Consider the following 13,764-nt stretch of genomic DNA (forward strand, 5'->3'; position numbering starts at 1 on the left):
GTACATTTATCTTAGCTTAAATGCCCGAAGACTGACTATGCACAATCTTCACAAAAAACTCACTTTCTTTTTGTTACTTTGTACAATACGAGCGCCAGCTTTACCAGGACGGCATCGTGGAAAGTTCTTACGTCCAGCCCCGTCTCGTTTTTGAACTTGTCCAGCCGGTATAAAAGCGTGTTGCGATGAATATACAGCTTTTTAGCCGTCTCGCTCACGTTGCAGTCCAGCGCAAAAAAACTCTCCAGCGTGGACTGCGTCTCGGCATCCATGGAATAGTCCTTCAGCACATGCTCCAGAAACTGATGTTTCTCGGAATCGGGGATCGGATGGAGCAGCTTTTCCATTTGCAAATGCCAAGGCGTGTGAATGTTGTTCGTCACATTGTATAACCGGCCGAGCATAATCGTCGAGCGCAGAGAAAGCATGGCCGCCAGAAGCGTCTGGGCAGGCTGGATAGGGTAGTGAACCCCCAGGTGGCTTTCTCCGACCCATTCGGTAGCCAGCATGTCATGAAGTCCTGACGCCAGGGCATCGAGCATCTGCTCGGTGCTCTCTTCCTGGGCGTCCGTCTTGTCCTCCTGCCCTACTGTGAGCAGATAATCCGGCGCGAGAATCAGCCATTCTTTATCCAGCAATGGGATCAATATAATTTCCGCGTCAAAAAACGTCTCCAGCAGCCTTTTCAGCTCCCGGTAAGACGCCCGTACGTTCGAAGAATAATCTCCATACAGGAGAAAAGGTATTTTGGTCGAATAAAGCCCGGCCTGGGAAGAAATCGTGTCGGGAACCTCCGCTTGGGAGTCGGTTTCGGCATGCTGCAGCAGCCATTCCCTGAGCGCGGAAAGCTTTTTCTCTTCTTCGAGCAGAAGAGTGCCGCTTTGCCTTTTCTCCGGCTGTGCAGATTCAATGAGCCACTCGACCAGATGACGTTCGTCTCCGGCCAAGTTCCCCGCAGGTATAGACAAAGCATGGACTTGATTTCCTTCCCTGCCCAGCAGAAAATAAACATCTTTGCCGATCAGCATGCTGCTCTTATTCAGGGCCTGCCTGTCCCCGTTATTTTTTCCCGCGGTTCTTGTAAGGGCTTCCCACTCTTCCGGCGTCTTTGCAATCAGTTGGACCGGCCCTTTGCCGATCGATTCCAATTGTTCTTTCAGCCTTTCCCAATCCATCCGCATAGCTCCCTATCTGTGTAATATCGAGGCTGCCATGGTGCTTCCTATTATTGTAACACAGCTAAGGTAAGCGTATCACTTAAAGATGGCTTTAATAAGCCTCGGGAGCGGGATGCGGTCATACGCCCATGAGCACCACAATAATAGAAAGCAGGGAGAACAGAGCGCCGACCAGGTACAGGAAAGAAACCGTTTGGGTTTGGGACAGCCCCCACTGCATAAGGCTGTGATGAGTATGAAGCTTATCGGCCCGGTGCAGCCCTCCGCCTTTCAGGAGCCTTCTCGTAAACACGATGACCGTATCCAGGATAGGAACGCCCAGCGCCAGCACAGGAACCAGGAGGGAGATAAAAGTCGCGCTTTTGAAAGCTCCGTCCACAGCAACGACCGCTATCGTGTACCCCAGGAAAATCGCGCCGGCGTCCCCCATAAAAATTTTGGCGGGATAAAAATTGAACGCCAGAAAAGCCAGGCAGGCTCCGACCAGAATGGCCGCAATCAATGCGGAATCCTCCTGCCTTTTGACTAGGGCCGCCACAAGCAGCGCCAGAGAAGCGATCGTTACGATCCCCGAGGCGAGACCATCGACCCCGTCAATGAAATTGATCATATTGGTGATCCCGAAAATCCAGGCCATCGTGCCGAGCCAGACAAGCCAGACCGGGAAAAAAATCATGCCGCTGAAATGGAGATTCGACACCCCGATTATTTGAATGCCGAATAAAAGCGGCACCGCGGACACCGCAATATAGATGATCAGCCTGGGCCAGACGGGAAAGTCCTTGCTCCGGGTTTTAAACCAGTCGTCCGTCAAGCCGGTCAGCATAAGGACCGTTCCGCCGATCAGCACCGCATAAGAAAGATTGCCGTTACGGCTGAACAATAAAATAGCCGCCGCGCAAGCGATATAAATCGCCACTCCTCCGAGCAAGGGGATAGGAGCGGCATGAATTTTGCGGGTAGACGGCCGGTCGACAAACCCTGCTTTTACAGCGATTCGCTTCATAACGGGTACCAGCAGCGCCACCAGAATAAAGCTCGTCAGCATAGGGATTAGATAGTGCATACGCTCGATTCCTCCTGCCTATCGTTACCCTTACGGATGACGATGGGTAAATGGCTTTTTCACCGCATCTGTTAGCGTCTCCCAATCGAATTCCGCCCATACTTGCCCCGTTTGGTAAAGGTTTGGTCGACTAACCCGCTCAAAACCTTGAGAACATTTTGTCAGAAGCGAGTTAACTCCTCCCTTTATGGAAAAAATAAGAAGGGAATTCAACCATTTAAGCGGATGTTCAAAACGAAACAAAGGAGATCCCCCTACGATGATCTGGAACACCTGGACGTTAGACAGGTCCGTTATTTTGTTTACGGCTTTCGCTTATTTATTTATCGCGGCTCAAGTGACCTTGTCCCATTACCGGCAAAATTTTCACCGCAAAGTCATGCTGATTCCCGTTATTACCGCCCCGCTGTACTTTCTGGTTGGGCTGCTCGCGGTTCTCCTTAACCGGCCCTGGCTTCTCCATCTTTTTCATATAGGCATGTGGCTGGGGATTTTGACGGGCTTATACGGGCTGTCCCTTCACATCCGGGGAGTGGGCAAACGCGTCGGGTCTTATGCGTTCCGCAATTTCCTTATCGGACCTCCCGTCCTGATGCCTCTGCTGTACTCAGCTCTCGGTGTCCTCGGGTTAATCGCTGTCTATGGAAGGTGACTTGTATGAGAAAAATGCCGAAATACCCTTCTTTCGATGTCATGAAGGAGCAAAACCACTGGGATCCCCACACGCGGTCTATCGTCAGCTCCCGTATGAGGCGGCGCCGTGAATATCGGCTGTTAACGCTGTTAGAAGCGGAACAGCTCAGAAGCGTATGCTCTCTTCTTGTCGACGACGACAGGTCCGAAATCCTGACTTACGTGCTGGAGCATATAGATGACACTTTGTACGGGCAAAAGGAAGAAGGCCAGAAAGGACCCGATACTCCTCCTCAGTCCGAATTAATCCGGAAAGGGCTGGAAGCGCTTGAGACGATGTCGCACGGGTTTCATGCGAGGCCCTTTCAACAGCTATCTCCGGCGGAACAGAAGGAGCTGCTCACGAATGTAGCCGAGGTTCGCTTATCCCTGAGGGGCGATTGGCCGGCTCCCGTGCAGAAAGCCTTCTTCAACAGGCTGCTCGCGCTGACCGTGGAAGCTTACTATTCTCATCCCCAAATCTGGTCCGAAATCGGTTACGCAGGTCCTGCTTATCCAAGAGGCTACATCCGGGCAGACCGGGGGCATTTTGATCCGTGGGAGGCGAAACCGGAACGATGAAATGGAACACTCAATCGGAAACCGTTGATGTGGTCATTATCGGCGCGGGAGCGGCAGGCGGCGTGCTTGCACAGGAACTTAGCGAAGCCGGGCTGCAGGTCGTGGTAGTGGAAGCCGGACCGCTGCGGGATCCCCAAAGGGATTTTGCGAGCGACGAGCTGTCCATGCAGTGCCTGGGCTGGCAGGATACCCGTCTTGTGGACGGCGAGCATCCTCTTGCTATGGGGCACAACAATTCGGGCTGGGGAGTGGGCGGCGGAACCCAGCATTTCACCGGAGTGTTTTTGCGATTCCATGAATCCGACTTCAAAACGAGATCGATCGACGGAGTCGGCGAAGATTGGCCTATCCACTATAAAGATTTGGAGCCGTATTATTCCCGGATCGAAAAAGAAATCGCGGTTTCGGGTCCCCGCCATTTTCCATGGGGAAACTTCCGGGGGCCTTACCCTTATCCCGAACGGGACCCTCTAAGCCCTAACGCCTATTTGTTTCAAAGAGGCTGTGAGAGTTTGGGAATTCGCTCCGTTACGGCCCCCCTCGCGATTCTGTCTGCGCCTTTTGAGGGCAGGCCTCCCTGCATTAACCGTGGTTTCTGCCAGCAGGGCTGCATGCCTAACGCCAAATTCAGCACCCTCATTCAGCATATCCCGAAAGCTGTACAAGCAGGTGCTACTGTGCTTACCGATAGCAGGGTCACTCAGATCGAAACAGGGCCTGATGGAAGAGCTTCCGGTGTGCTTTTTATGAAAAAAGGAGTCGAATACCGTCAAAAAGCCAAACTCGTGATCGTATCGGCCTATGCGGTCGAAACACCCCGATTGCTGCTGAATTCTGCGAACAGTCGTCATCCGGACGGGCTTGCCAACAGCAGCGGCTGGGTAGGCAAAGCACTTATGACGCACAGCAGCCATGACGTGTATGCCAAGTTCGAGGAGGAAGTGCGGCTGTACAAGGGGACCCCTGTGCTGGCTACCACTCAGGAGTTTTACGAATCCGACCGGAGCCGCGGCTTTGCACGCGGGTATTCCCTGCATGCCCATGGCACGCGGCCTCTCGCTTTCGCCCAAGGGATCGTCAAAACAGCCGAATTCCCCATCTGGGGAGCTCCGTTACGAGAGGCTATGCTGGACTACAATTTTTACGGCCGCGCGACACTAGTTGGAGAAGTCCTTCCTCAAGAGCACAACTGTGTCACGTTATCCGGGGAAAAAGACGCTTTCGGTTTGCCCAGAGCCAAAGTATCCTTCAGCTTCGGGGAGAACGACACCAAGCTTATCGAGCATGCGGTCTCGAACATGAAATCTATTCTTCAGGCTGCGGGAGGAACACCCGAATTTGTGGTCCCTGATACCGCCCACCTGATGGGAGGCTGCCGGATGGGGAGCGATCCTTCGCGATCTGTCACAAATTCATTCGGGCAAACGCACGATATCCCGAATTTATTCGTATGCGATGCGAGCCTATTCGTCACGTCCAGCGGAGTGAATCCTACTAACACCGTAATGGCTTTAGCATCGCGAACAGCCGATTACATCGTAAGTGAAATCATTTAATCACCAAAATGAAGATATCAGATCCCCTTTTCTTGTTACAAATCGCTGATGGTAACCCAGGCGCTTCCGCCTTTTCCAAGCAGCAAGTAGCCACCGGGCATCGTTTCCATTACAATTAAAGACAAAGCTATCCCTAACAAAGGAGGATCACTACTAAATGGCTATTGCAGAAATTACGGTTGTTCCTATAGGCACAAGCTCTACAAGCTTAAGTGAATATGTAGCTCATCTCCAAAAGGTGCTGAACAACCAACCTCTCCATTATGAGCTTACTCCAATGAGCACCATCATCGAAGGCCCACTGGATCAACTCATGGAAGTCATTCTTAAGCTTCACGAAAGCCCCTTTGAAAACGGCGCTCAACGTGTCTCCACCTCCATCAAGATAGACGACCGCCGTGATAAAACGGCATCCATGCAACAAAAACTCCAGTCCGTTGCCGACAAACTGGAGCGGCTTCAATAGCTCGGAAGCTATACTCAATCACTCGCTGAAAACCTTTTTCGCTCACCTTGAACACCGGGAGTCCTCTAAAAATCGAATTCAACACCAGCGAATATCAGGGTCTTTCCGGCACGGCTAGGTCGAGAGTTGGACTCATGCAGCGATTTAAGATATTTTTCTTTTCCGTTCGCCAGCTAAAAAGACAACAAAAAAAGAGACCGTTAAGGTCTCTTTTTATATGAAGAGAATTGTTCACATGGCATGTGAGCCATGAAGGACTCGAACCTTCGACACCCTGATTAAAAGTCAGGTGCTCTACCAACTGAGCTAATGGCTCTTGGAAAAACTGGTGGAGGCTGATGGATTCGAACCACCGAACTCGTCAGAGAACAGATTTACAGTCTGCTGCGTTTGGCCACTTCGCTAAGCCTCCACAATACTGCCAAGCGCCGTTATGGACCAACTTGACTAAAAGTGGTGGCTCGGGACGGAATCGAACCGCCGACACGAGGATTTTCAGTCCTCTGCTCTACCGACTGAGCTACCGAGCCATACTATGAAATTGTTATACAAACTAAAATGGCGGAGCTGACGGGATTCGAACCCGCGGTCTCCTGCGTGACAGGCAGGCATGTTAGGCCTCTACACCACAGCTCCGTGCAATAAGATTGTATGGTGGACGCTGACGGGATCGAACCGCCGACCCTCTGCTTGTAAGGCAGATGCTCTCCCAGCTGAGCTAAGCGTCCTTATGTAGTTGTTATGGTAGCGGCGGAGGGGCTCGAACCCCCGACCTCACGGGTATGAACCGTACGCTCTAGCCAGCTGAGCTACGCCGCCTTAATACTGGCGGAGAGAGAGGGATTCGAACCCTCGCACCACTTACGCAGTCTAACCCCTTAGCAGAGGGTCCCCTTGAGCCACTTGGGTATCTCTCCAATGTGTAAACAAACTTTTCAGGTTGCTCCCTGAAAACTAGCAGCGAAACGTGCAGTCGATCCATCCAAGATCTTGTGGTGCATATGCTTCCGATGTCAGACACTATCGTCTAGGCTCGTAGCATATGCTTTCGATGCGGCCTTTCCTGTCGGAAAAGCCTTGTGGTCAAGCCCTCGACCGATTAGTATTGGTCAGCTCCACACATTGCTGTGCTTCCACCTCCAACCTATCTACCTCGTCGTCTTCAAGGGGTCTTACATACTGGGAAATCTCATCTTGAGGGGGGCTTCACGCTTAGATGCTTTCAGCGCTTATCCCTTCCGTACATAGCTACCCAGCTATGCCTCTGGCGAGACAACTGGTACACCAGCGGTACGTCCATCCCGGTCCTCTCGTACTAAGGACAGCTCCTCTCAAATTTCCTGCGCCCGCGACAGATAGGGACCGAACTGTCTCACGACGTTCTGAACCCAGCTCGCGTACCGCTTTAATGGGCGAACAGCCCAACCCTTGGGACCTACTTCAGCCCCAGGATGCGATGAGCCGACATCGAGGTGCCAAACCTCCCCGTCGATGTGGACTCTTGGGGGAGATAAGCCTGTTATCCCCAGGGTAGCTTTTATCCGTTGAGCGATGGCCCTTCCATGCGGTACCACCGGATCACTAAGCCCGACTTTCGTCCCTGCTCGACCTGTATGTCTCGCAGTCAAGCTCCCTTATGCCTTTGCACTCTTCGAATGATTTCCAACCATTCTGAGGGAACCTTGGGGCGCCTCCGTTACTCTTTAGGAGGCGACCGCCCCAGTCAAACTGCCCACCTGACACGGTCCCTCTACCGGTTAACGGTAGTAGGTTAGAACTCCGATACGATCAGGGTGGTATCCCAACGGCACCTCCACCCAAGCTGGCGCTCAGGCTTCAAAGGCTCCCACCTATCCTGTACAGATCGTACCAAAGTCCAATATCAAGCTGCAGTAAAGCTCCATGGGGTCTTTCCGTCTTGTCGCGGGTAACCTGCATCTTCACAGGTATTAAAATTTCACCGGATCTCTCGTTGAGACAGCGCCCAAGTCGTTACGCCATTCGTGCGGGTCAGAATTTACCTGACAAGGAATTTCGCTACCTTAGGACCGTTATAGTTACGGCCGCCGTTTACTGGGGCTTCAGTTCACAGCTTCGGATTGCTCCTAACCGCTCCCCTTAACCTTCCAGCACCGGGCAGGCGTCAGCCCATATACTTCGCCTTGCGGCTTCGCATAGACCTGTGTTTTTGCTAAACAGTCGCTTGGGCCTTTTCACTGCGGCCCCCTCGTGCTATTCACACTACCGGGGCACCCCTTCTCCCGAAGTTACGGGGTCATTTTGCCGAGTTCCTTAACGAGAGTTCTTCCGCGCGCCTTAGAATTCTCTTCTCGCCCACCTGTGTCGGTTTGCGGTACGGGCACCTTCGCCTGGCTAGAAGCTTTTCTCGGCAGTGTGAGATCAAGACCTTCGCTACTGTAATTTTCGCTCCCCATCACAGCCCAGCCTTCACGATGTGCGGATTTGCCTACACATCAGCCTCACTGCTTGGACGGACATCCATCAGTCCGCGTCCCTACCCTGCTGCGTCACTCCATTGCTCATAACGGCTTACGGTGGTACAGGAATTTCAACCTGTTGTCCTTCGACTACGCCTTTCGGCCTCGCCTTAGGTCCCGACTTACCCTGAGCGGACGAACCTTCCTCAGGAACCCTTAGGCTTTCGGCGGATCAGATTCTCACTGATCTTTTCGTTACTCATACCGGCATTCTCACTTCTGTACAGTCCAGCAGTCCTCACGATCTACCTTCACTCCGTACAGAACGCTCCCCTACCCATGCACGCAAGGTGCAAGTCATAGCTTCGGTGGTGTGTTTAGCCCCGTTACATTTTCGGCGCAGAGTCACTCGACCAGTGAGCTATTACGCACTCTTTAAATGGTGGCTGCTTCTAAGCCAACATCCTGGTTGTCTGTGCAACTCCACATCCTTTCCCACTTAACACACACTTGGGGACCTTAGCTGATGATCTGGGCTGTTTCCCTCTTGACAATGGATCTTAGCACTCACTGTCTGACTCCCGGGGTAATGTCTGTGGCATTCAGAGTTTGACTGGACTTGGTAACCCTTGGCGGGCCCCGCACCCAATCAGTGCTTTACCTCCACGACACATCCCCCGAGGCTAGCCCTAAAGCTATTTCGGGGAGAACCAGCTATCTCCGAGTTCGATTGGAATTTCTCCGCTACCCCCACCTCATCCCCGAATTTTTCAACATTCGTGGGTTCGGGCCTCCAGTGCGTGTTACCGCACCTTCACCCTGGACAGGGGTAGATCACACGGTTTCGGGTCTACGCCTGCATACTCATTCGCCCTATTCAGACTCGCTTTCGCTGCGGCTCCGCCTTTTCAGCTTAACCTCGCATGCAAACGTAACTCGCCGGTTCATTCTACAAAAGGCACGCCATCACCCATTAACGGGCTCTGACTTCTTGTAGGCACACGGTTTCAGGTTCTTTTTCACTCCCCTCCCGGGGTGCTTTTCACCTTTCCCTCACGGTACTGCTTCACTATCGGTCGCTAGGGAGTATTTAGCCTTGGCAGATGGTCCTGCCGGATTCCGACGGGGTTTCACGTGTCCCGCCGTACTCAGGATCCGTCTAGGCATACGTTCACTTTCGGCTACAGGGCTGTTACCTTTTCCAGCGGACCTTTCCAGATCACTTCACCTAATGAACTTTTGCCACATTGACGTCCTACAACCCCAAGGAGCAAGCTCCTTGGTTTGGGCTAATCCGCGTTCGCTCGCCGCTACTGACGGAATCACTATTGTTTTCTTTTCCTCCAGGTACTTAGATGTTTCAGTTCCCTGGGTGTGCCTCCAATGCAGCTATGTATTCACTGCATGGTAACTGCGCATTACCACAGCTGGGTTCCCCCATTCGGACATCCCCGGATCAAAGCCTGCTTACGGCTCCCCGAGGCATTTCGTCGTTCGCCACGTCCTTCTTCGGCTCCTAGCGCCTAGGCATCCTCCGTGTGCCCTTATTAGCTTGACCAAACGCTCCGTTATATACCGATTCGCGCTAGCAAGCAAGCTTGCCAAATCGCTCATACGCCATATAACCTCGCTTTACATCAAACCATCAAGGTTTTGGATGATTCTAGTTACATGTTTCGCTATCTAGTTTTCAAGGATCAACTGACTTCGTTACCGCTCAAAGCGGCAAGAAGTATCTTACCACATCACGCATCTTCAGATCAACCCGTAATTTATTGGAAATTACGACCGTTTCGAAGACGGTTTTGGTGGAGCCAAGCGGGATCGAACCGCTGACCTCCTGCTTGCAAGGCAGGCGCTCTCCCAGCTGAGCTATGGCCCCTCATTATATCGCCCACATGGTTATGGGGCCCCCGAAAAGTACTCGGAATCTTCTGCGAAGCCACGCTTCACTTTTTGGGGTATTATGGTGGGCCCTAGTGGACTCGAACCACCGACCTCACCCTTATCAGGGGTGCGCTCTAACCAGCTGAGCTAAGGGCCCGTATATTGTGAGTTTTCACTCACTTTGGTCTTGCGTGCCAGCAAGCAACCGCCTGCTCTTTTCGCAAAATAAAAACCCACAAAGTGGGTTCGCTTGGCAACGTCCTACTCTCCCAGGACCCTTCGGTCCAAGTACCATCGGCGCTGGAAGGCTTAACGGTCGTGTTCGGGATGGGTACGCGTGGTTCCCTTCCGCCATCGTCACCAAACGAATTGCGTGGTTTCCGGAGTCGCCAAACTCCAGAAAGGGTTTGTAGCTTGAAAGGTTCTTGCCCTTTCAAAACTGACAACGAGTGATTGAAGGTTGAAGGCTAAGCCTTCTTGACTGGGTCCGTTTCAGGACCCGAGTCTCCATAGAAAGGAGGTGATCCAGCCGCACCTTCCGATACGGCTACCTTGTTACGACTTCACCCCAATCATCTACCCCACCTTCGGCGGCTGGCCCCTTGCGGTTACCTCACCGACTTCGGGTGTTGTAAACTCTCGTGGTGTGACGGGCGGTGTGTACAAGACCCGGGAACGTATTCACCGCGGCATGCTGATCCGCGATTACTAGCAATTCCGACTTCATGCAGGCGAGTTGCAGCCTGCAATCCGAACTGAGACCGGCTTTTCTAGGATTGGCTCCAGATCGCTCCTTCGCTTCCCGTTGTACCGGCCATTGTAGTACGTGTGTAGCCCAGGTCATAAGGGGCATGATGATTTGACGTCATCCCCGCCTTCCTCCGGTTTGTCACCGGCAGTCAACTTAGAGTGCCCAGCTTCACCTGCTGGCAACTAAGTTCAAGGGTTGCGCTCGTTGCGGGACTTAACCCAACATCTCACGACACGAGCTGACGACAACCATGCACCACCTGTCACCTCTGTCCCGAAGGAAAGGCTTATCTCTAAGCCGGTCAGAGGGATGTCAAGACCTGGTAAGGTTCTTCGCGTTGCTTCGAATTAAACCACATACTCCACTGCTTGTGCGGGTCCCCGTCAATTCCTTTGAGTTTCACTCTTGCGAGCGTACTCCCCAGGCGGCATGCTTACTGTGTTAACTTCGGCACCAAGGGTATCGAAACCCCTAACACCTAGCATGCATCGTTTACGGCGTGGACTACCAGGGTATCTAATCCTGTTTGCTCCCCACGCTTTCGCGCCTCAGCGTCAGTTACAGGCCAGAAAGTCGCCTTCGCCACTGGTGTTCCTCCACATCTCTACGCATTTCACCGCTACACGTGGAATTCCACTTTCCTCTCCTGCACTCCAGTCTCCCAGTTTCCGGTGCGAACCGAGGTTGAGCCTCGGGATTAAACACCAGACTTAAAAAACCGCCTGCGCGCGCTTTACGCCCAATAATTCCGGACAACGCTTGCCCCCTACGTATTACCGCGGCTGCTGGCACGTAGTTAGCCGGGGCTTTCTTCTCAGGTACCGTCACCCAAAGAGCAGTTACTCTCCTTGGCGTTCTTCCCTGGCAACAGAGCTTTACGATCCGAAAACCTTCATCACTCACGCGGCGTTGCTCCGTCAGACTTGCGTCCATTGCGGAAGATTCCCTACTGCTGCCTCCCGTAGGAGTCTGGGCCGTGTCTCAGTCCCAGTGTGGCCGTTCACCCTCTCAGGTCGGCTACGCATCGTCGCCTTGGTGAGCCGTTACCTCACCAACTAGCTAATGCGCCGCAGGCCCATCCGTAAGCCACAGATTGCTCCGTGTTTCACGATCTCCCCATGCGGAGAAACCGATTATCCGGTCTTAGCTACCGTTTCCGGTAGTTATCCCGATCTTACAGGCAGGTTGCCTACGTGTTACTCACCCGTCCGCCGCTAACTCTCAGAGAAGCAAGCTTCTCATCAAGTCCGCTCGACTTGCATGTATTAGGCACGCCGCCAGCGTTCGTCCTGAGCCAGGATCAAACTCTCCGATAAAGTTGTGCCGACCCTAAGGCCAGCGGTTTATCTCAAGCTGATTAAGCTCAAAAATTCGTTGCTGACGAGAATTTCTTCTCATTTAATATCTCAATTACTTGAGACGCTTCAATCACTCGTTGTTCAGTTTTCAAAGGACAATCTCGGCTTGTCAGCCTTGTTGTTGGCACCGTGTTTCAGCGGCGACTTAAATAAGATACCACGCTGAGAAACAGAATGCAAGCCCAAATTTTGGACAAGCCCAAAAAAATTAAAAAGGCGCCAAATCGGCGCCTTTTTACGTACAAATCTATTCTCCCTGACGCTGCTCGCGCATGTGAGGGAACAACAACACGTCACGGATAGACGGAGCGTTGGTAAGCAGCATAACCAGACGGTCAATCCCGATACCAAGTCCGCCTGTCGGCGGCATGCCGTATTCAAGCGCACGAATGAAGTCATCGTCCATTTCATGGGCCTCATCGTTACCGTGCTCACGCTCAAGCAGCTGCGCTTCGAAACGCTGACGCTGGTCGATCGGATCGTTCAGCTCTGTGAAGGCGTTAGCGTGTTCACGCGCTACGATAAAGAGCTCGAAGCGGTCCGTGAAACGCGGGTCTTCCGGATTCTTCTTCGCAAGCGGCGAAATTTCAAGCGGATGCCCGTAGATAAACGTAGGTTGAATAAGCGTTTCTTCCACAAACGTTTCGAAGAATTGGTTCACGATGTGGCCAAAAGTCATATGAGGCTCGACCGGAACCTTGTGTTCTTTTGCCAGACGCTGTGCTTCTTCATTGCTCATGTGTACGCTGAAGTCAACGCCAACCACTTCTTTAATCGCATCTACCATGGAGATCCGTTTCCAAGAAGGCGCAAGATTTACTTCATGTCCTTGATACTGAACCGTAGTCGTCCCCAATACTTCCTGTGCGATATGGGCCACCATATTCTCCGTGAGCGCCATAATATCTTTGTAGTCTGCATAAGCCTCGTACAGCTCAATCATGGTGAATTCGGGGTTATGACGGGTGGAAATACCTTCGTTACGGTAAACGCGCCCGATTTCGTACACTTTCTCCAAGCCGCCTACAATCAGGCGTTTCAGGTGCAGCTCAATAGCGATACGCATGTAAAGCTGCATATCAAGCGCATTGTGATGCGTTATAAAAGGCCGTGCGGCCGCGCCTCCGGCAATAGCGTGCAGAGTCGGAGTTTCCACTTCCAGATAGCCGAGGCCGTCCAGATAACGGCGCATGGATTGAATGATTCTTGAACGCAGAATAAAGGTCTCCTTCACTTCCTGGTTCATGATCAGATCGACGTAGCGCTGGCGGTAACGGGTTTCGACATCCTTGAGGCCGTGATATTTCTCGGGCAGAGGAAGCAGCGATTTAGTCAGCACTTCCAGTTCTTTTACCTTGATGGAGGTTTCACCGGTCTTCGTTTTGAAAACGGTACCTTTCACACCCACCATATCGCCGATATCCAGCAGATCAAAAGCGCTGTACTTCGTGTCGCCAAGCGCATCCTGACGAACGTATATTTGAATTTTGCCCGTAATGTCCTGAAGATGGGCAAAGCTTGCTTTCCCCATAGCACGCTTCTGCATGATACGTCCGGCAATGCTGACTTCAACGGTTTGCTGCTCCAGCTCTTCTTTAGGCGTTTCTTCATAGGCATCCAAAATTTGCTTGGCCGTGTGCGTCCGTACATATTTGTCGCCGAACGGATCTACGCCCAGACCGCGCAGCTCGTCCAGTTTGTCGCGGCGAATTTGTAACAATTCGTTTAACTCGAGTTCCTGACTCATGCTTTCAACTCCTATATGTTATAGCTCCGGATTGCGAAGCTTTTAGCATGCCCTTCCCACTCC

The 13,764-nt window shown here is 52.4% G+C and carries 7 protein-coding genes, 9 tRNA genes and 3 rRNA genes; 4 read left to right on the forward strand and 15 right to left on the reverse strand.

The window, feature by feature from the left end:
* Positions 1-59: 59 nt before the first annotated feature.
* Together AC2TF6_RS27015 and AC2TF6_RS27020 are read right to left on the reverse strand one after the other, a co-directional pair.
* Entirely contained in the window at positions 60-1,175 is a 1,116-nt protein-coding gene (locus AC2TF6_RS27015; RefSeq protein WP_491309293.1) for a PucR family transcriptional regulator, read from the reverse strand.
* Between the two features lie 121 nt (positions 1,176-1,296).
* Complete coding sequence (locus tag AC2TF6_RS27020) at positions 1,297-2,244, reverse strand: MraY family glycosyltransferase (RefSeq protein ID WP_491309294.1); 948 nt, start codon at positions 2,242-2,244, stop codon at positions 1,297-1,299.
* 259 nt (positions 2,245-2,503) lie between these two features.
* Between AC2TF6_RS27020 and AC2TF6_RS27025 the strand changes: the two genes are divergently transcribed.
* The 4 genes from AC2TF6_RS27025 to AC2TF6_RS27040 all read left to right on the forward strand — a co-directional run bounded on the left by AC2TF6_RS27025 (position 2,504) and on the right by AC2TF6_RS27040 (position 5,520).
* Complete coding sequence (locus tag AC2TF6_RS27025; protein WP_491309295.1) at positions 2,504-2,896, forward strand: hypothetical protein; 393 nt, start codon at positions 2,504-2,506, stop codon at positions 2,894-2,896.
* A gap of 5 nt (positions 2,897-2,901) precedes the next feature.
* Positions 2,902-3,498, forward strand: a complete 597-nt coding sequence (locus AC2TF6_RS27030) for a gluconate 2-dehydrogenase subunit 3 family protein (protein ID WP_491309296.1) — start codon at positions 2,902-2,904, stop codon at positions 3,496-3,498.
* Positions 3,495-5,054 (forward strand): GMC family oxidoreductase, encoded by a 1,560-nt coding sequence (locus AC2TF6_RS27035; protein ID WP_491309297.1) that lies wholly within the window; start codon positions 3,495-3,497, stop codon positions 5,052-5,054. Before AC2TF6_RS27030 ends, AC2TF6_RS27035 begins: the two co-directional genes overlap by 4 nt.
* Before the next feature lie 157 nt (positions 5,055-5,211).
* Positions 5,212-5,520: an MTH1187 family thiamine-binding protein gene (locus tag AC2TF6_RS27040; RefSeq protein ID WP_491309298.1), complete on the forward strand. Its 309-nt coding sequence runs from the start codon at positions 5,212-5,214 to the stop codon at positions 5,518-5,520.
* A gap of 243 nt (positions 5,521-5,763) precedes the next feature.
* On the opposite strand, the gene AC2TF6_RS27045 is transcribed toward AC2TF6_RS27040, so the two are convergent.
* The 13 genes from AC2TF6_RS27045 to lysS all read right to left on the reverse strand — a co-directional run bounded on the left by AC2TF6_RS27045 (position 5,764) and on the right by lysS (position 13,701).
* Positions 5,764-5,836, reverse strand: a tRNA-Lys gene (locus AC2TF6_RS27045).
* Between the two features lie 10 nt (positions 5,837-5,846).
* Positions 5,847-5,932, reverse strand: a tRNA-Tyr gene (locus AC2TF6_RS27050).
* A 42-nt stretch (positions 5,933-5,974) separates the two neighbouring features.
* Positions 5,975-6,050 (reverse strand) — tRNA-Phe (locus tag AC2TF6_RS27055).
* A 29-nt stretch (positions 6,051-6,079) separates the two neighbouring features.
* A tRNA-Asp gene (locus AC2TF6_RS27060) sits at positions 6,080-6,156 on the reverse strand.
* A 16-nt stretch (positions 6,157-6,172) separates the two neighbouring features.
* Positions 6,173-6,248 (reverse strand) — tRNA-Val (locus tag AC2TF6_RS27065).
* A 14-nt stretch (positions 6,249-6,262) separates the two neighbouring features.
* Positions 6,263-6,339, reverse strand: a tRNA-Met gene (locus tag AC2TF6_RS27070).
* A gap of 7 nt (positions 6,340-6,346) precedes the next feature.
* A tRNA-Ser gene (locus AC2TF6_RS27075) sits at positions 6,347-6,437 on the reverse strand.
* A gap of 162 nt (positions 6,438-6,599) precedes the next feature.
* Positions 6,600-9,516: ribosomal RNA gene (locus AC2TF6_RS27080) — 23S ribosomal RNA — on the reverse strand.
* A 248-nt stretch (positions 9,517-9,764) separates the two neighbouring features.
* Positions 9,765-9,840 (reverse strand) — tRNA-Ala (locus tag AC2TF6_RS27085).
* 85 nt (positions 9,841-9,925) lie between these two features.
* A tRNA-Ile gene (locus tag AC2TF6_RS27090) sits at positions 9,926-10,002 on the reverse strand.
* A 91-nt stretch (positions 10,003-10,093) separates the two neighbouring features.
* Positions 10,094-10,210 (reverse strand): 5S ribosomal RNA (rrf, locus tag AC2TF6_RS27095).
* A 148-nt stretch (positions 10,211-10,358) separates the two neighbouring features.
* Positions 10,359-11,912, reverse strand: a 16S ribosomal RNA gene (locus AC2TF6_RS27100).
* The 16S, 23S and 5S rRNA genes sit together here with 9 tRNA genes alongside, the layout of an rRNA operon.
* 289 nt (positions 11,913-12,201) lie before the next feature.
* A complete protein-coding gene (lysS, locus tag AC2TF6_RS27105; protein ID WP_218231763.1) occupies positions 12,202-13,701 on the reverse strand; it encodes a lysine--tRNA ligase in 1,500 nt (499 codons plus the stop codon).
* Between the last annotated feature and the right edge of the window lie 63 nt (positions 13,702-13,764).

This window comes from Paenibacillus sp. JNUCC 35 (assembly GCF_058269095.1).

Coding starts and splice junctions, on each gene's coding strand:
- AC2TF6_RS27015 (WP_491309293.1), bottom strand. CDS start 1,175: ATGGATTGGGAAAGGCTGAAAGAACAATTGGAATCGATCGGCAAAGGG.
- AC2TF6_RS27020 (WP_491309294.1), bottom strand. CDS start 2,244: ATGCACTATCTAATCCCTATGCTGACGAGCTTTATTCTGGTGGCGCTG.
- AC2TF6_RS27025 (WP_491309295.1), top strand. CDS start 2,504: ATGATCTGGAACACCTGGACGTTAGACAGGTCCGTTATTTTGTTTACG.
- AC2TF6_RS27030 (WP_491309296.1), top strand. CDS start 2,902: ATGAGAAAAATGCCGAAATACCCTTCTTTCGATGTCATGAAGGAGCAA.
- AC2TF6_RS27035 (WP_491309297.1), top strand. CDS start 3,495: ATGAAATGGAACACTCAATCGGAAACCGTTGATGTGGTCATTATCGGC.
- AC2TF6_RS27040 (WP_491309298.1), top strand. CDS start 5,212: ATGGCTATTGCAGAAATTACGGTTGTTCCTATAGGCACAAGCTCTACA.
- lysS (WP_218231763.1), bottom strand. CDS start 13,701: ATGAGTCAGGAACTCGAGTTAAACGAATTGTTACAAATTCGCCGCGAC.